The organism is Mesorhizobium sp. M1342 (assembly GCF_040317955.1).
Lineage (GTDB): Bacteria > Pseudomonadota > Alphaproteobacteria > Rhizobiales > Rhizobiaceae > Mesorhizobium.
Window position 1 is genome coordinate 107,220 of the sequence record NZ_JAMYLI010000001.1, and the last position, 25,952, is coordinate 133,171.

At 62.3% G+C, this 25,952-nt stretch carries 30 protein-coding genes; 12 read left to right on the plus strand and 18 right to left on the minus strand.

Annotated elements, in window-relative coordinates; all coding sequences use genetic code 11:
* Positions 1–131: 131 nt before the first annotated feature.
* From NKH06_RS00520 to NKH06_RS00555, 8 genes are all read right to left on the minus strand, one after another.
* Complete coding sequence (locus NKH06_RS00520; protein WP_128304385.1) at positions 132–2,282, minus strand: ASKHA domain-containing protein; 2,151 nt, start codon at positions 2,280–2,282, stop codon at positions 132–134.
* On the minus strand, positions 2,233–3,207 hold the full coding sequence (locus NKH06_RS00525; protein ID WP_023812319.1) for a methyltetrahydrofolate cobalamin methyltransferase: 975 nt from the start codon (positions 3,205–3,207) through the stop codon (positions 2,233–2,235). Before NKH06_RS00525 ends, NKH06_RS00520 begins: the two co-directional genes overlap by 50 nt.
* Before the next feature lie 141 nt (positions 3,208–3,348).
* Positions 3,349–4,440, minus strand: coding sequence for a methylenetetrahydrofolate reductase (locus NKH06_RS00530; protein WP_128304383.1), 1,092 nt, complete (start codon positions 4,438–4,440; stop codon positions 3,349–3,351).
* Complete coding sequence (locus NKH06_RS00535; protein WP_128304382.1) at positions 4,437–5,075, minus strand: methylenetetrahydrofolate reductase C-terminal domain-containing protein; 639 nt, start codon at positions 5,073–5,075, stop codon at positions 4,437–4,439. Before NKH06_RS00535 ends, NKH06_RS00530 begins: the two co-directional genes overlap by 4 nt.
* Complete coding sequence (locus NKH06_RS00540) at positions 5,068–5,370, minus strand: virulence factor (protein ID WP_023812316.1); 303 nt, start codon at positions 5,368–5,370, stop codon at positions 5,068–5,070. Before NKH06_RS00540 ends, NKH06_RS00535 begins: the two co-directional genes overlap by 8 nt.
* 203 nt (positions 5,371–5,573) lie before the next feature.
* Positions 5,574–6,356, minus strand: coding sequence for a formyl transferase (locus NKH06_RS00545; protein WP_352609522.1), 783 nt, complete (start codon positions 6,354–6,356; stop codon positions 5,574–5,576).
* A gap of 93 nt (positions 6,357–6,449) precedes the next feature.
* Positions 6,450–7,025, minus strand: coding sequence for a DUF4893 domain-containing protein (locus NKH06_RS00550; RefSeq protein ID WP_352609524.1), 576 nt, complete (start codon positions 7,023–7,025; stop codon positions 6,450–6,452).
* A 113-nt stretch (positions 7,026–7,138) separates the two neighbouring features.
* Positions 7,139–7,768 (minus strand): DUF1638 domain-containing protein, encoded by a 630-nt coding sequence (locus NKH06_RS00555; RefSeq protein WP_352439868.1) that lies wholly within the window; start codon positions 7,766–7,768, stop codon positions 7,139–7,141.
* 76 nt (positions 7,769–7,844) lie between these two features.
* Here NKH06_RS00555 and NKH06_RS00560 point away from each other — a divergent pair, with 76 nt between their 5' ends.
* Positions 7,845–7,985: an entericidin A/B family lipoprotein gene (locus NKH06_RS00560; RefSeq protein ID WP_023812312.1), complete on the plus strand. Its 141-nt coding sequence runs from the start codon at positions 7,845–7,847 to the stop codon at positions 7,983–7,985.
* Between the two features lie 85 nt (positions 7,986–8,070).
* Here NKH06_RS00560 and NKH06_RS00565 read toward each other — a convergent pair whose 3' ends face one another.
* Positions 8,071–8,769, minus strand: a complete 699-nt coding sequence (locus tag NKH06_RS00565) for a cobalamin B12-binding domain-containing protein (RefSeq protein WP_023812311.1) — start codon at positions 8,767–8,769, stop codon at positions 8,071–8,073.
* 276 nt (positions 8,770–9,045) lie between these two features.
* On the opposite strand from NKH06_RS00565, the gene NKH06_RS00570 reads away from it, so the two are divergent.
* The 5 genes from NKH06_RS00570 (at position 9,046) to NKH06_RS00590 (ending at position 14,316) form a co-directional block, all read left to right on the plus strand.
* Positions 9,046–10,620: a trimethylamine methyltransferase family protein gene (locus NKH06_RS00570; RefSeq protein ID WP_352891851.1), complete on the plus strand. Its 1,575-nt coding sequence runs from the start codon at positions 9,046–9,048 to the stop codon at positions 10,618–10,620.
* Positions 10,621–10,709: 89 nt separating this feature from the next.
* Positions 10,710–11,405 (plus strand): hypothetical protein, encoded by a 696-nt coding sequence (locus NKH06_RS00575; RefSeq protein ID WP_352891853.1) that lies wholly within the window; start codon positions 10,710–10,712, stop codon positions 11,403–11,405.
* Between the two features lie 99 nt (positions 11,406–11,504).
* A complete protein-coding gene (locus tag NKH06_RS00580; protein WP_352891854.1) occupies positions 11,505–12,182 on the plus strand; it encodes a FadR/GntR family transcriptional regulator in 678 nt (225 codons plus the stop codon).
* Complete coding sequence (locus NKH06_RS00585; RefSeq protein WP_352891855.1) at positions 12,179–13,474, plus strand: CynX/NimT family MFS transporter; 1,296 nt, start codon at positions 12,179–12,181, stop codon at positions 13,472–13,474. Before NKH06_RS00580 ends, NKH06_RS00585 begins: the two co-directional genes overlap by 4 nt.
* A gap of 104 nt (positions 13,475–13,578) precedes the next feature.
* Entirely contained in the window at positions 13,579–14,316 is a 738-nt protein-coding gene (locus NKH06_RS00590; RefSeq protein WP_352891856.1) for a dienelactone hydrolase family protein, read from the plus strand.
* A gap of 139 nt (positions 14,317–14,455) precedes the next feature.
* Here the strand turns inward: NKH06_RS00590 and NKH06_RS00595 are convergent, their stop codons facing one another.
* On the minus strand, positions 14,456–15,013 hold the full coding sequence (locus NKH06_RS00595; protein ID WP_352891857.1) for a DUF308 domain-containing protein: 558 nt from the start codon (positions 15,011–15,013) through the stop codon (positions 14,456–14,458).
* A gap of 139 nt (positions 15,014–15,152) precedes the next feature.
* On the opposite strand from NKH06_RS00595, the gene NKH06_RS00600 reads away from it, so the two are divergent.
* Both NKH06_RS00600 and NKH06_RS00605 read left to right on the plus strand, forming a co-directional pair.
* Positions 15,153–15,740 (plus strand): TetR/AcrR family transcriptional regulator, encoded by a 588-nt coding sequence (locus NKH06_RS00600; protein ID WP_352891858.1) that lies wholly within the window; start codon positions 15,153–15,155, stop codon positions 15,738–15,740.
* Positions 15,741–15,819: 79 nt separating this feature from the next.
* Positions 15,820–16,998: a BaiN/RdsA family NAD(P)/FAD-dependent oxidoreductase gene (locus tag NKH06_RS00605; RefSeq protein ID WP_352891859.1), complete on the plus strand. Its 1,179-nt coding sequence runs from the start codon at positions 15,820–15,822 to the stop codon at positions 16,996–16,998.
* 2 nt (positions 16,999–17,000) lie between these two features.
* Here NKH06_RS00605 and NKH06_RS00610 read toward each other — a convergent pair whose 3' ends face one another.
* Genes NKH06_RS00610 through NKH06_RS00635 form a run of 6 tightly spaced genes read right to left on the minus strand, consistent with a single transcriptional unit; the run spans position 17,001 to position 19,333 of the window.
* Positions 17,001–17,402 carry a DUF1801 domain-containing protein gene (locus NKH06_RS00610; RefSeq protein WP_128303955.1) on the minus strand — a complete coding sequence of 134 codons (402 nt, stop codon included), beginning with the start codon at positions 17,400–17,402 and terminating at the stop codon, positions 17,001–17,003.
* Positions 17,403–17,443: 41 nt separating this feature from the next.
* Positions 17,444–17,836 (minus strand): VOC family protein, encoded by a 393-nt coding sequence (locus tag NKH06_RS00615; RefSeq protein ID WP_023812301.1) that lies wholly within the window; start codon positions 17,834–17,836, stop codon positions 17,444–17,446.
* Positions 17,837–17,865: 29 nt separating this feature from the next.
* On the minus strand, positions 17,866–18,300 hold the full coding sequence (locus NKH06_RS00620; protein WP_352629347.1) for a DUF1801 domain-containing protein: 435 nt from the start codon (positions 18,298–18,300) through the stop codon (positions 17,866–17,868).
* Between the two features lie 11 nt (positions 18,301–18,311).
* Positions 18,312–18,533, minus strand: a complete 222-nt coding sequence (locus tag NKH06_RS00625; protein ID WP_023812299.1) for a hypothetical protein — start codon at positions 18,531–18,533, stop codon at positions 18,312–18,314.
* Between the two features lie 54 nt (positions 18,534–18,587).
* Positions 18,588–19,013 carry an SRPBCC family protein gene (locus tag NKH06_RS00630; protein ID WP_352891861.1) on the minus strand — a complete coding sequence of 142 codons (426 nt, stop codon included), beginning with the start codon at positions 19,011–19,013 and terminating at the stop codon, positions 18,588–18,590.
* A complete protein-coding gene (locus NKH06_RS00635; protein ID WP_023812297.1) occupies positions 19,010–19,333 on the minus strand; it encodes an ArsR/SmtB family transcription factor in 324 nt (107 codons plus the stop codon). Before NKH06_RS00635 ends, NKH06_RS00630 begins: the two co-directional genes overlap by 4 nt.
* Before the next feature lie 155 nt (positions 19,334–19,488).
* Between NKH06_RS00635 and NKH06_RS00640 the strand changes: the two genes are divergently transcribed.
* From NKH06_RS00640 to NKH06_RS00650, 3 genes are all read left to right on the plus strand, one after another.
* On the plus strand, positions 19,489–20,049 hold the full coding sequence (locus NKH06_RS00640) for an RNA polymerase sigma factor (RefSeq protein WP_352609544.1): 561 nt from the start codon (positions 19,489–19,491) through the stop codon (positions 20,047–20,049).
* 2 nt (positions 20,050–20,051) lie between these two features.
* Positions 20,052–22,166: a YfbK domain-containing protein gene (locus NKH06_RS00645; protein WP_352891863.1), complete on the plus strand. Its 2,115-nt coding sequence runs from the start codon at positions 20,052–20,054 to the stop codon at positions 22,164–22,166.
* A 212-nt stretch (positions 22,167–22,378) separates the two neighbouring features.
* Positions 22,379–22,648: a hypothetical protein gene (locus NKH06_RS00650; protein WP_023812294.1), complete on the plus strand. Its 270-nt coding sequence runs from the start codon at positions 22,379–22,381 to the stop codon at positions 22,646–22,648.
* Positions 22,649–22,663: 15 nt separating this feature from the next.
* Here the strand turns inward: NKH06_RS00650 and bmt are convergent, their stop codons facing one another.
* Both bmt and NKH06_RS00660 read right to left on the minus strand, forming a co-directional pair.
* On the minus strand, positions 22,664–23,686 hold the full coding sequence (gene bmt / locus NKH06_RS00655) for a betaine--homocysteine S-methyltransferase (protein ID WP_023812293.1): 1,023 nt from the start codon (positions 23,684–23,686) through the stop codon (positions 22,664–22,666).
* Between the two features lie 134 nt (positions 23,687–23,820).
* Positions 23,821–24,678 carry a helix-turn-helix domain-containing protein gene (locus NKH06_RS00660; RefSeq protein WP_023812292.1) on the minus strand — a complete coding sequence of 286 codons (858 nt, stop codon included), beginning with the start codon at positions 24,676–24,678 and terminating at the stop codon, positions 23,821–23,823.
* Positions 24,679–24,908: 230 nt separating this feature from the next.
* Between NKH06_RS00660 and NKH06_RS00665 the strand changes: the two genes are divergently transcribed.
* Positions 24,909–25,919: a fatty acid desaturase gene (locus tag NKH06_RS00665; protein ID WP_031213520.1), complete on the plus strand. Its 1,011-nt coding sequence runs from the start codon at positions 24,909–24,911 to the stop codon at positions 25,917–25,919.
* Positions 25,920–25,952 lie beyond the last annotated feature (33 nt).

Below are 25,952 nucleotides of genomic sequence, written 5' to 3' on the forward strand. Positions count from 1 at the left end.
ATTCGATGCCGGTTGAATGCGCCTGCCATGTATCTGGCGAATTTCACGAAAACAGCGTTTTGGTTTCCGGATCAAGCGATCCGGAAACATTTGCATGCAAATGAGTTTGGAAAGGCGGTGGGCGCGGCCGCTTATTCCCGTCCACGCCTGGCGGCGTGGCCTTCGCGCGAACGCCGTCGCGGAGCAGCGTCGCCGGCAACACCGTCCTCGCTGACCGTCTTGCGCGGCGGCAGTTTCACCGCTGCCGACAGTTTTGGGAACGGATCGACCTTGTTGGGCAGGGCCATGGCGTAGACGAAATGCTCCTGGAATTTCGGTTCCAGCGCCGTCTCGATCTTCTCGATCTTGCTGACCGTGTCCTCGATCTCGCGGCGGTAGCCGCGATTGAGCAGCGCCATGCGGGCGCCGGCACCTGCGGCGTTGCCGACGGCCGAGACCTTGTCGAGGTCGCAATCCGGGATCAGCCCGAGCACCATGGCGTATTTCGGATCGATGAAGGAGCCGAAGGCGCCGGCGAAATGGATGCGGTCGACATGCTCGGTGTTCTGCTTTTCCATCAACAGCTTGGTCCCGGCATAAAGCGCTGCCTTGGCAAGCTGAATGGCGCGCACATCGGTCTGGGTGATGGTGATCTTCGGCCCATCTTCCGTCAATGCGGCGGAGCCTTCCTTCAGCACATAGGAGAAGGTGCGGCCGTTGGCGGTGACGCGCGGCGAACGGGCCGAAAGCCCGCCGTCGATGACGCCGTCCTCGGAAATGATGCCGGCGAGATACATCTCCGCCACCACTTCGATGATGCCGGAACCGCAGATGCCGGTGACGCCGGTTGCCTGGACGCTTTCCAGGAAGCCCGGTTCGTCGGACCACAGTTCCGAGCCGATGACGCGGTATTTCGGCTCCAGCGTGTCTGGGTCGATGCGCACGCGCTCGATCGCGCCCGGTGCGGCGCGCTGGCCGCCGGAGATTTCAGCACCCTCGAAGGCCGGGCCGGTGGGCGAGGAGGCGGCAACCACGCGCGAGCGATTGCCGAGCACGATCTCGGCATTGGTGCCGACGTCGACAATCAGCATCATTTCGTCCTGGCGGTGCGGGCCTTCCGACAGCGTCACCGCCGCCGCGTCCGCGCCGACATGGCCGGCGATGCAAGGCAGCATATAGAGCCTGGCGCCCTGGTTAAGCTTCAGGCCGATGTCGGATGCCTTGATATGCACGGCGCCCGAAACGGCCAGCGCAAAGGGCGCGCCGCCAAGCTCGGTCGGATCGATGCCGAGGAACAGATGGTGCATGATCGGATTGCCGACGAAGACGCTGTCCAGGATGTCGTTGCGCTGGACATTGCCTTCGGCACAGACCTTGTCGACGAGACCCGAGATCGCCTCGCGCACGGCGACCGTCATGCCTTCGCGCCCGTCAGGATTCATCATCACATAGGAGACGCGGCTCATCAGGTCCTCGCCGAAGCGGATCTGCGGGTTCGAGGTGCCCGACGAGGCGGCGACGCGGCCCGACAGCAGCGATACCAGATGCATGGCGATGGTGGTCGAGCCGATGTCGCAAGCCAGCCCATAGGCTTCGTTCTTGAGGCCGGGCCACAGCGCCACGACGCGCGCTGTCTCTGAGTCGGCATCCTTGTAGATGGCGGCGGTCGCGGTCCAGTTGCCCTTGCGCAGGATACCTTGCACCTGCGGCAGCAGATGAAAATCGAAATCGAGGCTTTTCAGGCCCCAGTCGTGCATCAGCGCGATCTTCAGGCGGTCGAGGTCGCCAAGCGGCTTGTGCATGTCGGGCTCTTCGATCTCGACATAGCACATGCGGATCGCCGAATCGCGGGCGATGACCCTGGTGTCGGCATCCTTGCGGATGGTCTGCGCGTTGATCACGGTGTCCTGCGGCACGTCGATGACGAGGTCGCCGAGGATTTGCGCCGAGCAGGAGAGGCGGCGCCGTTCGGGCAGGCCGCGGACGCGCTCATAGCGCTCTTCCTTGGCGCCCTTGGGCGTGATGTGGTCGTTGGAAGAGGTGATCTTGTGCTTGGCGAAATTGCCTTCCTGCACTTCGATCTGGCAGCGCCCGCAGGTGGCGCGTCCGCCGCACACACTTTCGACATAGACACCAAGCTGGCGCGCGGCATCAAGCACCGGTGTGCCGACAGGAAACCGCCCGCGCTTGCCGGACGGCATGAAAAGCACGAGCGGATCGGTGATGTTTGCAGGTGAGTTCACGATTGCGCGCTTATCCTCGGCCCATCCGGGCTTCACGGCCGCCACGGCGGCGGCCGCCATTGCCGGCGCCGTCGCCCGGCGCATTGACCTGCGTCGGGGCGGCGACCGCCTGGCCGCCTTCGGCCGGCTTGTAATCCTTGTAGGTTCTGATCCAGTTGGTGCAGTTCTCGTCGGTGCCGTTCAGCACATTGGCGCCGCGCACGGCTTCCATTTCCTGCGGGCGTACCGGGTTCATGATGGCTGATGTCATGCCGGCGCCGATCACCATCGGGATGAAAGCGGCGTTGATGCCGTGGCGATGCGGCAGGCCGAAGGAGATGTTGGACAGGCCGCAGGTGGTGTTGACCTTGAGCTCCTCGCGCAGGCGACGCAGCAGCGCGAACACCTGGCGGCCGGCGTCGCCGAGCGCGCCGATCGGCATGACCAGCGGGTCGACGACGACGTCATGCGCCGGAATGCCGAAATCGGCGCAACGCTGCACGATCTTCTTGGCGACGGCGAAACGGACATCCGGGTCCATCGAAATGCCGGTCTCGTCGTTGGAGATGGCGACGACAGGCACATTGTACTTCTTCACCAGCGGCAGGATGGCTTCGAGCTTTTCTTCCTCGCCGGTGACGGAGTTGACCAGCGGACGGCCCTTGGCAACTTTGAGTGCGGCTTCGATCGCTGCGGTGACGGAACTGTCGATCGACAGCGGCAGGTCGACCAGCCCTTGCACGATCTCCAGCGTCTGCACCAAGAGGCCGGGTTCGGTCTCGTTCGGGTTAACCGAGGTGACACCGGCGTTGACGTCGAGCATGGTGGCGCCGCACGCTGCCTGCTCCAATGCGTCCCTGATGACGGTCTCGAAATTGCCCGCGATCATCTCGGCGGCCAGCTTCTTGCGGCCGGTCGGGTTGATGCGTTCACCGATCACGCAGAACGGCTGGTCGAAGCCGATGATGATTTCTCGTGTCGCCGAAGCGACGATGGTACGGGTCATGAATTCTCTCCGCCGTGATATAAAGATTTCTTTATATCGTTGTCTGTTTTCGTTCAAGCGAATGGGTGGCCGTCCGCGCTTCGCCTCGAGTTAAAGTATGTCGTTGTCCCAAAACCGGTTCCCACTTTTGGGCGACATACATCAGTGCGCGGTCTTCACCATGTCCACCTGCGTTTCGGTAATGTCGTCGTGCAAGATGCTGTCGAGCCGGTCGGCGACCATCTGGTCGTCGCGACGGATCTCACGTTTCCACGGCTGGCGGCCCCTCAGAACGCCCGATTCATCGACGATCTCGGCGACATATTCCTCCTGCCGGTAGGCCATTACGTGAACGCCGGAAACGCCTGATATTTCCTTCACCTCATTGATGATGTCGATGCAGAGCTGCTTGCCTTCCTTCTTCTGGTCCTGGGCGCCTTCCAGCCGCTTGATGACTGAATCGGGAATATGGATGCCCGGCACGTTCGAGCGGATCCATTTGGCCGTCTTGGCCGAGGCGAGCGGGCCGACGCCAACCAGGATGAAGCATTTTTCGGTGTAGCCGAGGTCGCGCACCTTTTGCATGTAGGTGCGGAACATCGGCACGTCGAAGCAATATTGGCTCTGTACGAATTGCGCGCCGGCGGCGATCTTCTTGCCCAGGCGATGCGGCCGGAAATCGATCGGCGGCGCGAACGGGTTGATCGCAGCACCCAGGAAAAGCTGCGGCGGCGTCGTCAGCTTGCGGCCGGACAGGAACTTGCCATTGTCGCGCATGATACGGCAGGTTTCCAACAGCGACATGCAGTCGAGGTCGAACACCGGCTTGGCGCCGGGCTGGTCGCCGGCCTGCACGCCGTCGCCGGTCAGGCACAGCATGTTGGCCACGCCCATGGCGGCACCACCCAGCACGTCGCCCTGGATGGCGATCCGATTCTTGTCGCGGCAGGCGATCTGCATGATCGGCGCATAGCCCATGCGGGTCAAAAGCGCACAGATACCGACCGACGACATGTGGCAATTGGCGCCCGATGCGTCGACGGCGTTGATGGCGTCGACCCAGCCATCGAAAATCTTCGCCCTGTTATAGACGTCTTCGGGATCGGCGCTGTCGGGTGGGTTGAGTTCGGTCGTCACCGCGAATTCGCCGCGCCTAAGCACGCGCTCCAGCCGGCCGCGCGAGGTGTGGCCGGGCAAGGGCTCAAGCGGCAGGTGGATGCCAGCCGGGTTCTCGTCGCGCTGGCGGCCGATCATGCCGACGCCCCGGTGTTGGCCGTCTCATTCTTGGCGGCAGCGGCCGCTTCGCGCGCGGTGGCCGCCTGCGCGGTCACCCGCAGCCAGGCCGAGGTTTCGCGCAGCGACTGGTCGACCGGCTTCTGCACGGTCAGGATCCTGTCGCCGTGCACCATGTTTTGCGAGCCTTCCCAGGCCTTGACCCAGACGCAGGGCATATCGGGCTCGACCTCGCAATTGCCGTTGGCGCGGACGCCGCCGCAAGGGCCGTTGCGCAATTGCTTGGGGCAGTTCATCGGGCACGACATGCCGGTCGAGGACAAGATGCACTGGCCGCACATGCGGCAGTCGAACATGAAGCCCTTGACGCGCTTCTCGACGAATTTGATCGGCCCTTCGACGCGGCCGTAGCCTATGCCCTTCCAGAGGGGATGGAGGAGCAGAAACATGTCGGCGAATTTGGCGTAGAACCATTCGAGCAGACGCGAATGCCTGATCGACCACAGCCGAACCGCAAAGGAACGCTGCACGCGCCGCTGCGGCGACACGTCGGCCGGCTTGTAGTCGGATTTCGGCGCTGCCTTCTTGACCAGAGTGGCTTGGGTAACCGGCTGGACAACCCTTTGGCCATCCTTGGCAGGAATGGTTTCAGACATTTTCTTTGCCGCCTGCCTTGACCAGGGCGACCAGCCGCTCGCGGTCGTATTTCGTGTCGATATCGTTGAATGCCTTCTCGACCTCGGCTTCGAGGTCATCGCCGACCGGGACGGGATCGGCCTTGCGCCATTCGGCCAGATAATCGTCGGTGCCGCCGGCGCCAGTGCGCATCGCGCACATGTCGATCGCCTCGGTGAAGCGCAGCGGCAGTTCGCGCTTGGCGTTCTGCCGGCCCTTCTTGACGATGATTTGGGCTGGGATGTCGCGCCAGTAGACGACGATCAGATCGGCCATGAATTCTCACTCCTCGATCTGCGAGCATTGCCGGAAGCGCAGTGGGGCCGCTTGTTATGGGACGACGCGCGCGCATTCAAAAGCGACGCATTTGGATGTCGTAAAATGAAAGGTGGGTTTATTCGTTTGCGGCGTGTGCTGGCGGCAGGTTCGACGCGCCGGAAGAGCCAGCGTGCGGCATGCGGATACGGGCGAGGAACTCGCTACCAGATGCCGGTTCTGAGGCCCGTCCAGACGTAGAACCAGATCGTCGGATGATACCACAGCTTCGAAGGCAGGCCGGGATCGATCGTCGTGAGTTTTCCAGCCAGTGCATCGCTGACGGCCTCGACGCAGATGTCGCGCGAGAACGCCGTCTGGCGTAGCGCGTGACTTGAGATGGTGTCGCCCTTTTTCGATCGTCCGCGCGCCTGCTTCAGCACGCCACCGGTGTCGACGCCAGCGTCGACGAGGTGGACAGTCGTGCCGAAATTCTGCGCATCGCCTGATACCAGAGCCCAATAGCCGCCATTCATGCCGCGATATTTCGGCGTGATGCCCGCATGGTAATTGAGCACCGGGCAGGGCATTTTGCTCAGCATCTCCGCCGAGATTAGTCGGCAACCGTTGAGCAGCACAACGCCTGGCCGGATCTTCTGGATTACCTGCAGGCACTCAAGCCCATTGGCCGAGGATACTTGGATGATCTCCTGGCCTGGTCGCGGCTCAACCTCCAGCTTCTCCTCGGCAATCAATCGCGCGCTATGGCCGGCCAGGAATCGCTTGCCCAACCTGCTCAGCACCATCGTGCCAAGCTGGCCCATGGCGGAGATCCAGCCTTGGCGGCGAGCCCGGCCACGCAGCAATTGCTTTTTGGATTCAGGGGTTTCGAGGACGACGCTGACAGGACCAACGCGATCGGCGATTGCATTGATCATAGCCCAGACATGCTGGCCGCCCCCGGTGACGACCACGATCGGACGCGTACTGGATTCTAATGCTGCCATGGATACTGCCCCCTCCAAGCAACCCGTTCTCGACAATGGACGGGATGCTAGGGTGTCCGGGTTAATCCTTGGTGATCAGCCTTCGATACACAGTCAGCGCTTGAATTCGATGATATCGAGCTTCGATTCGTAGTAGGGCGCCGGAAATTCGATGCGCCATTCCTTGGCGCTGTTGCGGAAGGCGTAGCCGACCTGGTCGGTTTGCGGGCCGCTTCCATAGGGCTTTGCCGGATCATCGTTGACATAGAAGGAGCCGAGATAGATCGCGCGTTTCTCGCCATCGTCGAAGAAGCGGCCCTTGGTGCGCTGCGAACCGCTGATCTTTTCCAGCCGCCAGCCGGAACCGTCGTCGGTCACCTTGCACTTGAACCAGCCATAGATGACGAGCGGCAAAGGCCCGCCGGCCTTGATGGTGCGGCACCGCCAACTGCCGGTCAGGTCCTTGTCGGAAAAGGCCACCAGCGGCTTTGCCAGCAGGGCATCGAGTTGCTTGACCTCGGCCGGGTTGCCTGCCTTCGCCTCGGCAAGGGCTGCCTTGCGGGTCTCGCCATATTTGTCGAGCCGTGCCTTGTCGGCTGGGGTGATGAGTTTCTGTATCTCGCCATCGGCATGAGCGGGCAGGGCGAAACAGAGGAGACCGAGTGCGGCTATCAAGAGGCGAGGTGTCATCGGTGCGTTTCCACGTTCGAATGGCTGGAGGGCCTGTTGCCTTGTGGCGCACAACTTACCCGTTCTCGATGGCCTGTCATCCAGGGTTGGAGCATAGCGGGTCAAGAATTGCTTCAGGCGTGTGCAGCCGCCTGCGCCATTCCGACCGTCAGGTCGCCGTAGCCAGTGGCGCGGCGTTCATAAACGAGACCGAGCATTTTGGCGGCCTTTTCGGCGACCTTGTCGAGTTCCGGATCATTGGTCTGGGCCAGATAGATCAGCTTCTCGTAGTTGCCGAAATAGTCCTTGATCAGTTCCGGGTGCTTGTCGAGGCCGAGCGGCTTCATGAAGAAGGCGTCGAACTGCCGGCAGAGGAAGTCGGTCATGTAGAACGACATCATGTCGTCGTCTGCGACCTTCGCGTAGGCCTCCATGCCCTGGTAGAAGGCGAAGCAATGCGGGCCGGCCATGCGCTCGACGCCATGCTTCTCGCAGACCCTGTCGAGCAGGCCGCCGGTGCCGCAATCGGCATAGCCGACGAAGATGTTGCTGTAGCCTTCGGCCTTGGCCTTTTCGATTGCCTTGTCCATGGCCGGAGCGATGCGGTCCGGGTAGAAATGGAATTCCGCCGGCAGGCAGGTCAGGTCGAGGTGATCCAGTCCGAGCTGTTCCTTGACGGCCAGAATTTCGCGCGCAATCATCCCACAGGCGATAACGAGCAGCCTGTCGTCTTGATTCGGTTTCGTTTTTTGCGTCTTGGCCATGGAACCCGTCGAGCCGGCCTTCGTTGCTGTAGCGCTAATTTATCTGCTAATTTATCTATTGAGGGAGACACCGTCCATGAAACTGCTACGCATCACGCCAATTGCCATCTTGACCTGCGCCCTGGCCCTCACGGCTTGTGCGAACACCGTCCGTGGCGTCGGCAAGGACGTCAAATCAACCGCCAATGCGGTCGAGGACACCGTCAACAATCCCTGATCTCCGCGCCCGTACTTCTTCATCTGGGAACAAAAAAGCCGCGCTGCAAGGCGCGGCTTCCTGTTGTCCATTCTGAATTGGCCAATCAGGCCGAAGCGCGCACATTGTGCTTGCGCTTCATGTAGTCCTTGGCGGTCTCGACCGCCACCGCCGCGTCTCGGCAATAGGCATCGGCGCCGACGGCCTTGCCGAATTCCTCGTTCAGCGGCGCGCCGCCGACCAGCACGACATAGTCGTCGCGGATGCCCTTTTCCTTCATCGTGTCGATGACGACCTTCATATAGGGCATGGTCGTGGTCAGCAGGGCCGACATGCCGATGATGTCGGGCTGGTGCTGTTCGATTGCATCGAGATATTTCTCGACCGCATTGTTGATGCCGAGATCGATGACGTCGAAGCCAGCACCTTCCATCATCATGCCGACGAGGTTCTTGCCGATGTCGTGGATGTCGCCCTTGACGGTGCCGATGACCATCTTGCCCTGCTTCGGCGCGCCGGTGGCGGCGAGCAGCGGACGCAGGATGAACATGCCGGCCTTCATCGCATTGGCCGACAACAGCACTTCGGGCACGAACAGGATGCCGTCGCGAAAATCCTCGCCGACGATGCGCATGCCTTCGACCAGCGCCTCGGTCAGCACCTTGTAGGGCACCCAGCCGCGCTCGAGCAGGATGTTGGTGCCTTCCTCGATCTCTTCCTTCAGCCCGTCATAGAGATCGTCGTGCATCTGCTGCACCAACTCGTCGTCGGAAAGTTCGGAAAGGATGATCTCGTCGTCGGCCATTTGTATCGAGCTCCTGCCGGCATCGCGACGTGCGTCGCAAGGCACAAAATATTCGCGTTCATACCTAACCCGCTGGGGGCAGGTATCCATAGCTGATTTGCGACTTCCCGCAAAAGGAAAGCGACCGTAACTCTCTTGGAATTCTTGTCGATTTTGCGACAGGCGTTGGCGCTGGCGGGCCGTTTCGAATAGGGTGCATGGCTACGATCTGGCAAGAAGCGGCGAGATGCAGCCGCTATGGATTCCAGACAAGAACAGATTCAGGGAAGAACCACCATGAGCGAACACGCGGCAGTCGATCAGGAAGCGTCAAACGCGCGACGTGGGCGTGGCGCCAGTGGCGGGGCTGCAGCCCGGCGGGCAGCACGTTCGGGCGGTGGCCCGGGTACGCAGCTCACCTACATGAAGCGCAAGATCAACGTTTACGAGGTGCTGGACGAGGAAGGCCTGGCGCTGATCGAGAAGAACACCGACACGGTGCTCGAGGAGATCGGCATCATCTTCCGTGATGACGCGGAAGCGCTTCAACTGTGGAAAGAGGCCGGCGCCGACGTCAAGGGCGAGCGCGTGCACTTTCCGAAGGGGCTGTGCCGTTCGCTGCTCAAGACCGCGCCGTCCGTCTACACCCAGCATGCGCGCAATTCCGAGCGCTCGGTGCAGATCGGCGGCAATGCCACCGTCTTTGCGCCGGTCTACGGTCCGCCCTTCGTGCGTGACCTCGATGGCGTCAGGCGTTATGCGACGATCGAGGATTTCCAGAATTTCGTGAAGCTCGCCTATATGGCGCCGTCGATCCACCATTCGGGCGGCACGGTGTGCGAACCAGTCGACGTGCCGGTCAACAAGCGCCACCTCGACATGATCTACAGCCACATCAAATATTCCGACAAGCCGTTCATGGGCTCGGTGACCGCGCCGGAACGCGCCGAAGACACCGTCGCCATGGCCAAGATCGTGTTCGGCGACGATTTCGTCGAGAACAACACGGTGCTGACCAGCCTGATCAACGCCAACTCGCCGATGGTGTTCGACGAGACCATGCTCGGCGCGCTGAAAGTCTATGCGCGCCACAACCAGGCCTGCATCGTCACGCCGTTCATCCTTGCCGGCGCGATGAGCCCGGTGACGGTGGCCGGCACGCTGACGCAGGTCCTGGCCGAAGTGCTGGCCGGCGCCTCGTTCACGCAGCTGATCCGTCCCGGCGCGCCGGTGCTGTTCGGCACCTTCGCCTCGTCGATTTCGATGCAGTCGGGAGCGCCGACCTTCGGCACGCCGGAGCCGTCGCTGGTGTCTTATGGCGCCGCACAGCTGGCGCGTCGGCTGGGCCTGCCGTTCCGCACCGGCGGCTCGCTCTGCGCGTCCAAGGTTCCGGATGCTCAGGCGGCCTATGAAAGCGCCAACACGCTGAACTCGACCATCCTGGCCGGCACCAATTTCGTGCTGCATTCGGCCGGCTGGCTCGAGGGCGGGCTCGCGTCCTGTTATGAGAAGTTCATGATGGACATCGATCAGCTCGGCATGACGCAGAAATTCTCAGAGGGCGTCGACCTGTCGGAAAACGGCCAGGCGATGGACGCCATCCGCCAGGTCGGCCCCGGCAGCCACTATCTCGGCTGCGACCACACCCAGGCCAATTTCCAGACCGCCTTCTACCGCTCCAACATCGCCGACAACAATTCCTACGAGCAGTGGCTGGCCGAAGGCGAGAAGACCGCGCCGCAGCGTGCCAACGAACTTGCCCGCCGCTGGCTGGAAAGCTACGAGGCGCCGTATCTCGATCCGAGCATCGACGAAGCGTTGCAGGGCTTCATCGCCAAGAAGAAGGGGTCGATGCCCGACGCCTTCACTTGAAAGGAGCCCGAGTCAGGCGGGGCTAAAGTCGCCAACATCATCCACAAGGAAGTCTGGCGGAGCGCGTTCTCCGATCCGGTCAAGAAGGAATGATTGCCGCGGGGCGCCGGGTTGAGGACATCGCGACCGTGCTTTCGGCCCATGGCCTCATCCTGCGCGGCGGCTTCAAGTGCGGAGCGAGCGAAACCCCGTTTGCCGACCTCTCAGGTGCTCCCGTCAAATCCGTCCTGCTGGTCGGGCAGGCGGGTGCAGCGCCTTGGCCGCATTTCCTGCGCTGGATCGACAAGCAATCGCAGACCATGGCCAATCCGCTCGACACGTGGTCGCGCGAAGTGATCGGAGCCGTGGCCGAGGCATTCGGGGCGCGAGCCGTTTCCCCTTCCGACAGACCTTATCTGCCGTTTCAGCAATGGGCGATGCGGGCGGAGGGACTGAAGCCGTCGCCGCTCGGCATCCTCATGCATCCGCAATACGGGCTATGGCATGCCTATCGCGGTGCGCTGCTGTTCGAGGACGAGCTTCCGATTCAAGCCGGCGAAACGGCGCCTCACCTTTGCGATAGCTGCGTCGAGAAACCTTGCCTGAAATCTTGTCCGGCCGACGCCTATTCCGCGCAAGGATTTGCTTATCAATCCTGCCTGACGCATGTGCGTGGAGCCGGCGGCTCGCCTTGCCGCAGCGGCGGCTGCCTTGATCGCAATGCGTGCCCCTATGGCACGGAGTATCGCTATCCGCCGGAGGTTCAGGCCTTCCACATGGCGAGCTTCGCACGAGCCACCAACTGATCCATTCCCATTGCGTGGTGCTCTTCGCTTCGAGCATCTTGACGGCAGTTAGAAGCAAGCCTATTCATCAAGTCATCTGATGACTTGATGAATAGGCCGATGCAACCTGCTCTCCGAACCAATCTCACCGACAGCGCCACCGAGAGCCTGCGGGCTGAAATCGTCAGCGGCCGCTGGGGTGTCGGCGAGCGTATCCCCAACGAGGCAGCTCTGACCGACCTTCTGTCGGTCAGTCGGGGCACCGTCCGCGAGGCGGTGCGGGTGCTGGTCTCGCAGGGGTTGCTGAATACGCGTCAGGGCTCGGGCACCTATGTGCGCTCCGCCGTCGATACTTCTGCCGCGCTTGACCGGATCAAACGCAGCGGCTTGCGCGATCAGTGGGAGGCGCGGGCGGCGCTGGACCTCGAGGCCGCGAGGCTCGCCGCCTTGCGCCACACGCCAGCCGACCTCGAGCGGATGCGGCAATTGCTTGCCGCGCGCGGCACTGTCGCGGACGGCGGAAGCGAAGCCTTCATCCGGCGCGATCTTGCTTTCCACAAATCCGTCGTCGCGGCGTCCGGCAATAGGGCGATGATGGAGCTCTATGACTTCTTCACCGCCGCCATCACCGAGACCATCCATGCCACCATCGACGGCGATCTGCCCGAACCGGACCACCAGGCGCATGCGGCAATCGTCGACGCCATTGCCGCGAGCGATCCCGAGCGCGCCGTTGCCGCCGTCCGAGCCTTCATGGCGCCGGTGCTTGCCCAACTTGAAAGACTGCTTTCGCAATGAACCAGAGTTTTCGTCAGCCTGATCCGAAGGCCGAGGTCGAGGGTCTGGAACTCATCGATGCCGAGGCCGACAGCCTGCCCATGCCGCAGCCGCCTGAACTGCGCAGCCGTGCGGCGCGCATCGTGCTTGGCGCGAGCCTTGTGCTGATCGCCTTCAGCTTGAGGCCGCTGTTTTCCAGCCTGTCGGTGCTGTTGCCCGAGGTGATGCAGGCAACCGGTCTTTCGACGACGGGCGCCAGCCTGCTGACGACGCTGCCCGTCCTGTGCCTCGGCCTGTTCGCGCCCTTCGCGCCAAGGCTTGCGCAGCGCTATGGAGCCGAGCGCACTTTGCTCGGGGCGCTCGCCTTGCTGGTGCTGGGAACCGGCCTGCGCTGGTTCGGTACGGTTCCCCTGCTGTTTGTCGCCACATTCCTGGCCGGTGGCGCGATTGCCATCGGCAATGTGCTGATGCCGGGCCTGGTGAAGCGCGATTTCGCCGACAGGGCCGCTATCATGACCGGGTTCTACACCATGGCGCTCTGCGCCGGCTCGGCTGCCGCTGCCGGCTTCACGCTGCCGATCGAGCATTTTGTCACCGGTTCATGGTCGGGAGCGCTCGCTGCCTGGGCGGTGCCGACGCTGGTCGTGCTGCTGATCTGGATCCCGCAGGCGCTGGGCAGCCGTCGGCAGGTCAGTCATCGCGGCTTTCACGTCGTCGGGCTTTGGCGCGATCGCCTGGCTTGGCAGGTGACGCTGTTCATGGGGCTGCAGTCGGCACTTGCCTATTGCATCTTCGGCTGGCTGGCGCCGATCCTGCGCGAGCGCGGCTTTGACGCGGCCACCGCCGGCGCGATGGTTTCGGTGTCGGTGATGGCGCAGGTCATCACGTGCCTCGCCGTGCCATCCTTTGCGATGCGGCTGAAGGACCAGCGCGGCATCAATGTGGCGCTCGTTGCCATAGCGGTGATCGCGCTGCTCGGCATTCTCTTTGCGCCGACCTCGACGGTGCTGTTCTGGGCGGTCCTGCAAGGCATTGGGCAGGGGGGCCTGATCGCGGCTGCCATGAGCTTGATCGTGCTGCGTTCGCCGGATTCGCATGTCGCCGCGCATCTTTCAGGCATGGCGCAAGGCGTCGGCTATGTACTGGCGGCATTCGGCCCGCTGCTGGTGGGCCTGATCCGCGATTGGACCGGCAGTTTTTCGGGGACGGCGTTCCTGTTCGTCGCGCTCGGGCTTGGCGTAGCCATCATGGGGCTCGGTGCCGGCCGTGCGCTGCATGTCGGCGCGCGGACCGTGCGCGAGGGCGAGCAATAGCGTCACGCAATCCTGCACGAAATGTTGACTGCCATGCCCGGGGAATGCCTTGCCGTATGGCCTCGCGCGGATATGTATCGCGCATCAGTCGAACGGAGCGGGCGATGACGAAACACGACCTTCAAATCAAGACCAGGGATGGTGTTGCCAATGCTGGGCTTTTCCGCTCGGCAAACGCATCTCCTGCCAAGGCCGGCGTCATTCTCTATCAGGACGCCTTCGGTCCGCGGCCGGCACTCGACAGTATGGCCGAGCGGCTGGCGAATGAAGGCTATGCGGTGCTGGTGCCCGACCTGTTCTACCGCAATGCGCCCTACGGGCCGTTCGACGCCAAGACCGCCTTCGCCGAGGAAAAGACCAAAATCCCGCTGATGGCGCTGGTCACCGGCACGACGCAGGAGATGACCATCCGCGACAGCGGTGCATTCCTCGATGCACTCGCTGCCGAGGGCATCACCGGGCCGATCGGCACCGTCGGCTATTGCATGGGCGGCGGTCGATCATTGAATGCCGCAGCAAACTATCCCGACAGGATAAAGGCGGCGGCCAGTTTCCATGGTGGCAATCTGGCCAGCGACGCCGCCGACAGCCCGCATCGCAAGGCAGCCGCCATCAAGGGGCGTGTCTATGTCGGCACATCCGGCGTCGACAGGAGTTTCCCGCCGGAACAGTCGGCGCGGCTGGCCGAAGCGCTGCGGGTCGCTGAAGTCGATCATGTCATCGAGAACTATGCGGGCATGGCACATGGCTGGTGCGTACCCGATCATAGCGTTTTCAATGCCGCCGGCGCCGAACGCCACTGGAAGCGGCTGACGACGTTGTTCGCCGAGACGCTGATCTAAGGTCAGCGGTCGACCCTGAGCAGGACGCTACGCGTTTTTGAACCAGAACGGCAGCCCATGCGGCAAAGAGTGAGCGATGCTTGCCCTTTCGACGGCGGCAGATGACCGTTCACCTTGCCGCCGCCGGATCAGGCTGCGCTTAGGCGTTTGCCTTGCGATAGGCTGCGACGACAAGCCAAATTGCGGAAAGCAGAAAGTAAAACGCGCCGAACCCGGCATAAGGCGCGATGTCCAGAATCGTCGGCGCAACCGTGCCGAGGGATCGGCTGATCATGAAGCCGCCGGCGAGGGCCGATTGCACGCCACTGAGGATCATCGGCCACTGCGCGCCTTGGTAGCGCCAACGCCTTGCTCCCGTGTTGAGCTGCAGCAGGCCCGACAGGATCGCCCAAACCCCAAACACGGCCAGAACGGCATACATGCTGTTGCTGACCGCCACGATGACGGCGAGCGCCGTTATCGTGCTGACCACGACATTCAATGCCTGGGACGAGTTGGCTTTCAGGCCGCCATTTACCCTGGCGTCAACCAGATTGGCGAGGGCGTCCCATGCGGGGTAGATCACGAGCAGAAGCGCGGTGGGACCGGGTTGCCCGTTGAATAGGATGGCGGCAGCAACCCAGGCGATAGAAAATATGGCGCGTGCGAAATAATAGGATCGTAGCCATCCGGACTGGGTGAAAGATTGGTTTTGCATCGGCAGATTCCTTATTGCTATCTACCTATTAGTAGGTAGCCAAAACCTCTAAGTCAACCCGATGTCCGGACACCTCCCTGTGAAAATCGGGAACGATGCATAACCTTGACAGTTCGCCTACCAGAAGGTAGGCAGCGATATGAAATCAATGGCTTCGACTTCAGAAAAGATCCTCGATGTCGCGCAGTCTCTCATCGTCGCGGGAGGCTACAACGGGTTCAGCTATGCCGATATCTCGGCTGCCATCGGGATCAGGAAGGCGAGCATCCACCATCATTTTCCGACGAAGGCCGAGCTGGTTTCGGTGCTGGTGGATCGTTACAGGCGGCAGGCCGAAGTGGGTTTGGAGTCTCTGCGGGGAGAACTCTCAAGCCCTGCTGAACAACTGCAGTCCTACATGAACTATTGGCGGACATGCATTCGCGATGCCTCGCCGTCCTTCTGCGTCTGCGCGATGCTCGCCGGCGAGATGCAGATGCTGCCGGAAGAGGTCGCATCACGCGTTCGTGCCCATTTCCAAAATCTCGCGGGATGGCTTACGTCGGTGCTGCGGGCTGGAATGGAGCAGGACTTGTTCCGCTTGAACAACCGGCCGGAGGAGGAGGCCCAGATGCTGATGGCATCGGTTCATGGGGCAATGCTGTCCGCGAGGGCTTTCAGTGATCCCGGGCTGTTCACCACAATCGTCAATCCCCAGATCGCCAGGCTGCTGGGACGGGATTGCTAGAGAACTGTCGGGCCAAAGTGGGTATCAAGCAGCGCAAATGGCGCGCCCCAAAATGGGCCGAGCGGGAACGAACAGGCTGATGCAATCCTATGATGTCGTGATCATCGGCGCGGGTGCCGCCGGAATGATGTGCGCCGTGGAGGCGGCCAAGCGCGGCCGTTCGGTGCTGATCCTCGATCATGCGGCTGCGCCTGGCGAGAAGATCCGCATCTCCGGCGGCGGCCGGTGCAATTTCACCAACATCCATGCCAGCCCGAAGAATTTTCTGTCGGGCAATCCGCATTTCTGCATTTCGGCGCTCAGCCGCTACACGCAGCGCGATTTCATCGCCCTCGTCGAACGCCACCGCATTGCCTATCACGAGAAGACGTTGGGGCAGCTGTTTTGCGACGGCTCGGCGCGCCAGATCATCGACATGCTGGTCTCGGAAATGCAGGGCAGGGGCGTGGAGCTGGCGCTCTCGACCAGCGTTGAGGATGCCCGCAAAACCGTGGAGGGGTTTGCGCTCACCCTCTCCACAGGCTTGGTTACTTGCCAGTCGCTGGTCGTGGCCTGTGGCGGCAAGTCGATCCCCAAGATGGGGGCGACCGGTTTCGGCTATGAGCTTGCCGAACGGTTCGGCCTTGCCATCGTCGAAACGCGGCCGGCGCTGGTGCCGCTGACCTTCGACGCAAACACGCTCGAACGGCTGGCGCCGCTGGCCGGCAACGCCGTCGACGCGGAAGTCGCCTGCGGCAAGACGCGGTTTTCCGAAGCGATGCTGTTTACGCATCGCGGCGTCAGCGGACCGTCCATCCTGCAGATCTCTTCCTATTGGCGCGAGGGCGATGAAATCCGCATCGCCATGCTGCCGGGAGTTGACGTGGCGGACCTCATTCGGGTGGCCAAGCGAAGCAATGGGCGGCAAGCGGTACAGACGGTGCTGGCAAATCATCTGCCGAAGCGGCTTGCGCAGTCGATCGCCGAGCGCACCGGGATCGACGGCAACCTTGCCGATCTTTCCGACGCCCAGATGAAAACCATAACTGCCGCAGTCAATGACTGGCGCATCAAGCCTGCCGGCTCGGAGGGCTACCGCACCGCCGAAGTGACGCTGGGCGGGGTCGACACCAACGGGCTGGACCAGAAGACGATGCAGGCGAAATCCGTGCCGGGCCTGTTTTTCATCGGCGAAGTCGTCGATGTCACGGGTTGGCTGGGCGGCTATAATTTCCAGTGGGCATGGTCATCGGGCTGGGTGGCGGGGCAGGCGGCCTAGACTTACGTCCGTGGCTTCGTCCCAGCAGTCGCCTTCTTCTTCTTTTTGGCCTGGTTGTAATCGATCGCTGCGCGGACGAGGTCTTTCAAAGCACGCTCATCGAGCCTATCGCCCTCAAGAATATCGATTGCCCGCCACACCTTGCCGCCGAAACCGTTGTTGAACAGCTTGTCGGGGTCCGGCAGGCTGGCGCCATGGGAAAAGGTCAGCTTCACCTTGTCTTTGTGGGCGTTGCCGACCACGATGTTGCCGTCGAGACACCATACCGGGCTGCCCATCCACTTCCACTCCTCGACGATGTCCGGGTCGGCTGCAAGGATGGTCTTGCGGATGCGGGCGAGCGTCTCGCCGCGCCAGTCCGAGAGGCCGGCGATCAATTGGTCGATTTGTTGCGAGGGGGTCATTGGGTGCCTTCCTGTGCCTCGACGCGTTCAACCGCTGCCTGTCACCAGCGCGTCAGTTGGGTGATCTGAACGAGATTGCCGCAGCTGTCGTTCAGCTGGACGATGGTCGAACCGGTCACCTCGGTCGGCGGCATGGTGAACGCGCCGCCCTTCGCCTTGATGCGCTCGTAGTCGCCCTTGACGTCGTCGGTGAAGAACATGATCGCGGGCTGGCCCTGCTCGAAGATGGCTTCCTGATAGGCCTTGGCGGCCGGGTTGTCGTTGAGCGCGAGTTGCAGCTCGGTTCCATCAGGCTCGTCGGCTGAGATCACTGTCAGCCAGCGAAAAGGCCCGTTGCTGAAATCGGCTTTTTTGGCGAGGCCCAGCACGTCGGTGTAGAAGCGCAGTGCGTTTTCCTGGTTGTCCACATACACGCTGGTCAGCTTGATCTTCATCGCTCTTTCTCCTGTGTGTTATTCGGCCGTTACGGGATCCAGCCGGGCTGCGCGGCCGCCTGCTTGACCCAGTCCGCCATCCGCGCCTCGTCGAACTGGTCTTCGCGGATGTCGATCCAGCGCACATCCTTGCTCTTTGCCGTGCCGCCTGGTGGGATCGGCTGCAATGAGATGCCACTGAAAAAGGTCACCTTCAAATAGTGGGTGAAGACATGAAACGACACGAACCAGCCCTGGCCTTCGATGCCGTAGAAGGGCGAGTTCCATCGCACGGCTTTGCGGACGTCCGGCACGTTGCGCTCGATGAGCGCGTCGAGGCGTTCGCCCAGGCCGCGCTTCCAACCCGGCATCGCAGCGATATAGGCCTGCACCGGGGCGTCACCATCGCCCTTGGCGATTTGCGGGTTGCCGCCCGAGAGCAGCACTGGCGCAGCCTTGGTCAATTGACCCTGTGTCTTGACCATTCTACCCACTCCTATCCGCGCGCACGCTGCGCGCCGCGTCCCTTGGCGGCATAGGGCAGCACGAACATGTACAGGCCGCTGAACAGCAGCAGGAAGAGCGGCAGGAGCGGCGAGTAGACCACCCAGGCGGGAGGCTGCCCGAATGCCATGGTGGCGAAGTTGGCGATGACGGTCAGCGTAAAGATGATCGACAGCCAGCGATGAATTTGCCGAACCCACATGTTCCAGTCCAATAGTTCCTCCTGTCAAAACAGCCGACGCGGACCACCGATCCGCACCGGCGGGTTTCAATCTATCCGCGCCAGGACTTGACTCAGATTTGCAAGGTACTGCCGCCACCCGCTCGTCGCGCCCCGGTACGCCTGCTCCTGATCCGGCCGGAAGCCGGACTGTTCCATGCGCAACCGGGTGCCCGTGCTGGTCGGCAGGAGAGTCCAGGTGACGACACTCTCAAGGCCATAGGCCTGCCACGTGTAGGACAGTGTCTTGTTCAGCTCGACGGCTGTTACCTGACAGTCGACAACGATGCTCACGTCAGGTTGCGGTTCCTTTCGCAGCTTGAAACGGTGGTCCACGACTGGCTGGAAGTCGTTCTTCATCAACCATTCCTCGATGAGATGCGGCTGGGTCAGCGCGCGCCAGATTTTTTCCGGCGGATAGGGGATCTCACGTTCGACGATGACGGAGCGCGTTTCGGTCGCGATGTTGGTCATTGGTCCATTCTTTTGAGCAAATTTTCGAGATCATCGAACCGGCTCTGCCAGAACGCATTCATCTGGTTCGTCCAGTCGGTCAGCGGGGAAAGTGCTGCGAGCTGGGCGCTATAATGGGTCTGCCGTCCTTGATGGCGGTCACGCACGAGCCCGGCCTGCCTGAGCACGCCGAGATGCTTCGACACCGCCGGCTGCGAGACCCCCGACTGAGCCGTCAGGGCGCCGACCGTCTGCTCGCCTTGCCGGCACAGGCGCTCGAAGATTGCCCGACGCGTCGGATCGGAGAGCGTTCTGAAGAGGACATCGTGAGCGTTGTTCATCTGGGATCGATAACCCGGTGGCTATTGATTGACGTATAACCGCCGAGATATGGATGTGTCAAGCGGGGTGCCGGCGGTCACGATCCGGCGGTTTCCAAAAAAATCTTTCCATTGCCCCAAGGATTAGCCATTAGCCTTCGTCCAACAGGCAAATGATGGCGATGATGCTGGATGAGAGCGAAGCCTCCGACGCCGAACTGATCGGGCGGGCGAAGGGCGGAGACAGGGGGGCCTTCAGCACATTGCTGGAAAGGCACTATGACTTCGTCTATCGCGCTGCCTATCGCTGGTGCGGCAGGAAGGCCGATGCCGAAGACATAGCCCAGGAAGTCTGCGTCAGGCTGGGCAAGGCGATCCGCGACTATCGCGGCGGCGGCGCCTTCACCACATGGCTCTATTCCGTGACCCTGAACGCCGCGCGCGACATGATGCGCAAATCCGCCCGCGAGACAGTCAAGACAGAGGCCTATGGCGTCCATGCACTGATCTCGGGCGAGGCGTCGATCGAACCGGAAGACCCCGCCGAAGCGCTATGGGCCGCGGTGCGGCAATTGCCGGACAAGCAGCGCGACGCCGTGCTTTTGGTCTATGGCGAAGGATTGAGCCACGCGGCCGCCGCCGAGGCGATGGCGATCTCGGAGACGACGGTTTCCTGGCACATCCATGAAGCGAAGAAACGGCTGAAGACGCTGATGCGCGCGGCCGGGGAAGTGTGACCATGGTCGACGACAATGAACTCAACAGACTGCGCGATATCGCAGCACCGGCGCCCGCCAAGGATGCCAAGGCACGTGCCTTCGAGGCCGCCCTGCGCGCCTATGATCAGGAAAATATTTCTGCTGTCTCCCAAGGATCGGTTGGCGGGCTTCGTCTCACAGAGCGAGCACAAAAGCTCTGGAGCGAGATCATGCAAAAGAAACTCATTGCCACGCCGGCTCTTGCCGGGCTCGTCGCCCTGCCGATCGCCGGATACGCCACCTTCCATCTGCTGAGGGAACAGCCGCCCAAATTCGGCGGCGACGAGAAGATCACCGAGACGCTGGCCGACAAGCCGACGACGGTGAAGCCGACGACCGCCGAGCCGAAGCCGGCTCGCGGCGAGTTGGAGAAGGACAAGAAGGCGGACGCCGATGTGGAAAGCCGCGACGCCACCGATGCGCTTGTGGCGCCGGCCTCGCCGCAGAAATCCGAATCGACCGTTGCTGGGGGCGCTGCACAACAAAATGCGCTGGAGCGCGGTGTGCTGGCCGAGCCTGCGCCACCGGCACCAACAGGTGAATTCGCACTGGATGGCGCTGCAAGTGTACCCAGCACCTCGCGAGCCCGCATGGCGGCGGAGTCGAAGCTGATGGCGCCGCAGCAACCGGCCATGGCGCCGGCCGACCAGATGCTGCCGCAGGAGGAAAATCGCGACCGTATCGAGGATTTCAAGACCAATCCGGTGCATGCAGCACTCGAGGACCCGGTCTCGACCTTCTCGATCGACGTCGACACGGCCTCCTATTCCTTCGTGCGCAGTTCGCTGAAGCAAGGCTATCTGCCGCAGGCCGACACGGTGCGTGTCGAGGAAATGATCAACTACTTCCCCTATGACTGGAAGGGGCCGGACTCCGCCTCGACGCCGTTCAACTCGACAGTCAGCGTCATGCCGACGCCATGGAACACGCAGACCAGGCTGATGCATGTCGCCATCAAGGGTTTTGACGTCAAGCCGACCGAGCAGCCGAAGGCCAATTTGGTGTTCCTGATCGATGTCTCGGGCTCGATGGACGAGCCGGACAAGCTGCCGCTGCTCAAATCGGCCTTCCGGCTGCTGGTCAGCAAGCTGAAGGCCGACGACACCATTTCGATCGTCACCTATGCCGGTGACGCCGGCACAGTCCTGGAGCCGACCAAGGCGTCCGAAAAGGACAAGATCCTCAACGCCATCGACAATCTGACGCCCGGCGGCAGCACGGCCGGCGAGGCGGGCATCAAGGAAGCCTACAGGCTGGCGCAAAAATCCTTCGTCAAGGACGGCGTCAACCGGGTGATGCTCGCCACCGACGGCGACTTCAATGTCGGCCAGACCGACGACGACGATCTGAAGCGGCTGATCGAAAAAGAGCGCAAGACCGGTGTCTTCCTGTCGGTGTTCGGCTTCGGCCGCGGCAATCTGAACGACCAGATGATGCAAACCATTGCCCAGAACGGCAACGGCACCGCCGCATATATCGATACGCTGGCCGAGGCCGAAAAGGTGCTGGTCGAGGATGCCTCGTCGACGTTGTTCACCATCGCAAAGGACGTGAAGATCCAGGTCGAGTTCAACCCGAACAAGGTCTCGGAATATCGCCTGATCGGCTACGAGACCCGCGCCTTGAACCGCGAGGATTTCAACAATGACCGCGTCGATGCCGGCGACATTGGTTCGGGCCATTCCGTTACCGCGATCTATGAAATCACGCCAAAGGGCAGCGGCGGCGAGCAGATCGACGCGCTGCGTTATGGTCAGGCGTCGGTGGACAATGGCGGCGTCGCCAACGCGGACGAATATGCCTTCGTCAAGATCCGCTACAAGCTTCCGGATGAAGACGTCTCGAAGCTGATCACCACGCCGGTGACCTCGGCCAACGAGATTTCGTCCTTCGACCAGGCCAGCACCGACCAGCGCTTCTCCGTCGCGGTCGCCGCCTTCGGCCAGAAGCTGCGCGACCAGGATGCGACCGCGAAGTTCGGCTACGACAAGATCATGGAGATCGCCACCGCCGCTCGAGGAGCCGACCCGTTTGGGTACAGGGCCGAGTTCCTCTCGCTTGTGCGCCTTGCCTCTGCGCTGGGCGGTAACCGGTAGTGGTGATGACGGCCGGTTTCTTTCAGATGGGATCGTTCTGACAGGGGAAACCGACCCACTGGCGGGTGAGGCAGGCCGGCGAGGGTTCATTCCCTTGCCGGCCTTTTTTCGCGGATTTTCCGGGTCGTTAAATTGCGCGGCATTTCCGGTACTGGATGGCAACCCTCTCCTTGTTACGCAGGACAGGTGTACTGGGCTTGAGGGAGCCGAAATTGCAGATCAGGACTATCGCCAACTCGATACCCCCAGCGCCAGACGCCTCGGCGGTTTCATCGGCCCCATCATCGGAATCCAGGCGTATCAGTGACGATGTCGCGCAGGCGCGCCATACCGCCCTGTCGGCACTGACCAACGACCGGTTCCGCATCATGCTGGAACAGATCACCGACCCCAGCGCTTCAGGCGCGCTGATGACGATGCGCGGCGACAATGTGGTCGACTTCAAGTCGGCGCAGTCGAGCTACGCCGACAACAGCGAATAGTCGAAAACCGATGGGTCAGGCCCGGCTGCGGCGGCGCTCGCGGCGGGCTTCGCTGGTCTCGGCGGTGTTTTCCGTCGCCACCTTGTTGCGCATCGGACCGATGCGTTCGACGATCGCGGCAACCGTCGGACGATCCGCCCTGGTGTGCGCGTCGAGCGCCTTGCGCATGGCGGCGAGGTGCTGGAACGAGGTGCCGCAGCAGCCGCCGATAATTTTGGCGCCGCCATCGACGGCGAGCCTGACATAGTCGGCCATCAGTTCGGGTGTGCCGGAATAATGGATCTCGGTGCCGCGGAATTCGGGAATGCCGCAATTCCCCTTGACGATCACCGTCGCTTCCGGCTTCGCCTCGGTCATGTCGAGCAGCGAGGCCAGGATGTCGGAGGCGCCGACGCCGCAATTGGCGCCAACGCCGAGCGGCGCCTGCGACAGCCCGTCGGTGACGCCGTGGATATCCTTCGGCAGCAGACCCATCATGGTGCGGCCGGCGGTGTCGAAGGAACCGGTGTAGGTGTAGGGCAAGCCGACGCGGATGGCCGCCTCGGCGGCGGCGCGGATCTCGTCGGGAGCCGACATCGTCTCGATCCAGGCAACTTCGGCGCCGCCGGCCTTGAGACCCTCGATCTGTTCGGCGAAGGCGTCGACCGCCTCGTGATAGGTCATGGCGCCCAGCGGCACCAGCAATTCGCCGGTCGGGCCGACCGAACCGGCGACGATCACCTTGCGGCCGGCTCTGTCGGCGACGGCACGAGCAAGCTCGGCGGCGCGCTTGTTCAGCGCATGCGCGCGGTCCTGCGCATGGTGAAGCTTCAAACGGTGACGGGTGCCGCCGAACGAATTGGTGAGGATGATGTCTGCGCCGGCATCGACGAAATTCTGGTGCAGGCTGGTGATGGTGTCGGGCGCCGTCTCGTTCAGCAGTTCGGGCGCCTCGCCGGCCTCCAGACCCATGGCGAATAGATTGGTGCCGGTGGCGCCATCGGCCAGCAGCACGCCCTTTTCAGCCAGCAGCGCATCGATCGGGTTGGTGGTCGTCATCGGATTGGCTTTCATGTTCGAAGTCGGATAAGGATATAAAGAAGTCTTTATGTGTAGTCAATGAATAGCTAGGACGGAGTTCGCCCATGCGGCGCCTTGAGCCATGGCGCGGTGGTGATCTTGGCTGCCGAAAATCAGACAGTGCCTGTTGGGAACGACATGCCGGCCAGCCTGTGCGCAAAGCCGGACGCCTCGTGCGCATTGATGTCGGCAGCCCGGATCAGATTGTCGAAATGCTGGATCAGCGTCTGGATCGGCTGGGTGGCGTTGAGCACCAGATACATGTCGCCGACATAGATGGCGGCACGATAGGGGCCGAAGATGGTGTAGGGGATCGAATAGCGCATCCGCCCATCATAGAGAAACAGCCGGAAGGTCGGGTAGAGGTCGTCGAGCAGCGTCGCCATGTGCAGCAACTGGGCGCGCCGGTCGGCTTCGGGGAAACGGTCCCAGACACCCAGCCCGCGGGCGAAGATCTCCAGCGTGTGGCGCGGCATGCAGACTTCCATGTCGGTTTCCGGGCGCCTGTTGTAGTCGATGCGGTATTGCGTTTCTCCGGCCTGCGCCAGGCGGCTCTTGTTGGTGATGCCGGCTTCGTAGTCGACCAGCGCTTCGGTGCGCAGAAGATCGGGAATGCCGGCAGGCACGTAGCGGATCTTGGTGCCGGCCGCCTCGGCATGCCATTTGGCCAGCAGGGTGCGGTCGAAGCCGTCGGGTGCCTCCTCGATCTCCAGGCTCTCGCGGATTTCGCCGGTGAGGCCCTCGTCCTGGCTGAGACCGAGTAGCCAGTCCAGCGACACTTTGAACTCGGCGGCGATGTTGAGCAGCGTTTCGGCGCGGGGCAGGCGGGTCGAGGCGCCGGACAGCAGCTGCGATAGCGCCGAGCGGTCGATGCCGACCGCGGTCGCGAAGGCCGACTGGTTCAGGTCGGAGCGTGTCAAGAGCATTTTCAGGCGTTCGCGGAAGATCGTCGACAGGTCGCGCTTGTCCATGTGCGGGCTCCACCTCGATTGAGGAAAAATTTGCGCCGAATCGCTTCCGAGCGCGCCTCAGGCGTAAATGAATCCCTAAGTTTGTTTACAATGTATAACATGTGCGGCCGAAAATGCGCAATCGCAACAGTTTGTGCACTTTGTCTCGTTGAGTGGAATCATTTCTCCTGACACTATGCTGTCAGGAGCCAATTGGGGTTTCCGGCGACTGAGGGACAGTGGTCGATAGCATGACGAGCAAGAGCATCAGGCGACACAGCGCACCGGCCATCGAGTGGCCGACCGTGGTACTCGCCTTTTTCTGTTACGCAACTTGGCTCGCCACCGGTTTCCTGCTCTGGCCATCCTACCCCGTCCTGGCGCTCGCCATCCTGGCTTTGACCGCCGCACTGCAATCGTCGATCATGCACGAAGTGCTGCACGGGCATCCGACACGCAATGCACGGGTCAACGAAGCCTTCGTGTTCCTGCCGATCGGTCTGGTCTGGCCATTCCGCCGCTTCAAGACCATCCATCTGCGCCACCACGCCGACGAGCGGCTGACCGACCCGTTGGACGATCCAGAGAGTTATTACCAGGCGCTCTGGCAGCATGACGAGCTGCCGCCGACGATGAAATTCCTGCTCAAGATCAACAACACCATGGCCGGCCGCTTCGTGCTCGGCCCGTGGCTGTCCTGCGTCGGCTTCTTCATCGACGACGCCAAGCAGATGTTCGCCGGCGACAAGGCGATCCGCAAGGCGTGGCTGCTGCACGCGATCGGCCTTGCCGTCGTGCTGCCGATCGTCCAGTTCGGCTTCGGCATCCCGCTGTGGCTTTACATTCTCGTGCCGGTCTGGCTCGGCCAGTCGCTGATCTCGATCCGCACGTTCGCCGAGCATCAATGGTCGGAACATCCGGAAGGTCGCACGGTGATCGTCGAGCGTTCGCCGCTGTCGTTCCTGTTCCTCAACAACAATCTGCACTTCGTCCACCACAAGACCCCGACCGTGGCCTGGTACAAGCTACCCAAGCTGTTTCGTGACCGCCGTGAGGAATGGCTGCGGATGAACAATGGCTATGCCTATCCGAACTATTTCGCGCTGATCAAGGCTTACGCCTTCAAGGCAAAAGAGCCGATCGTGCACCCGGTGCTGCGGCGTCAAGCCGAGCCGGGCAGGGCCTTCAAGCCGCGCATCAGGGCGCGCAGCATCAGCGGGCTTGGCAGTGCGCCGGTTCCCGCCGAGCCGCCCAAGGAATAATCCGGCCTATCCGGGGGTCCGTGTCGGCCAATT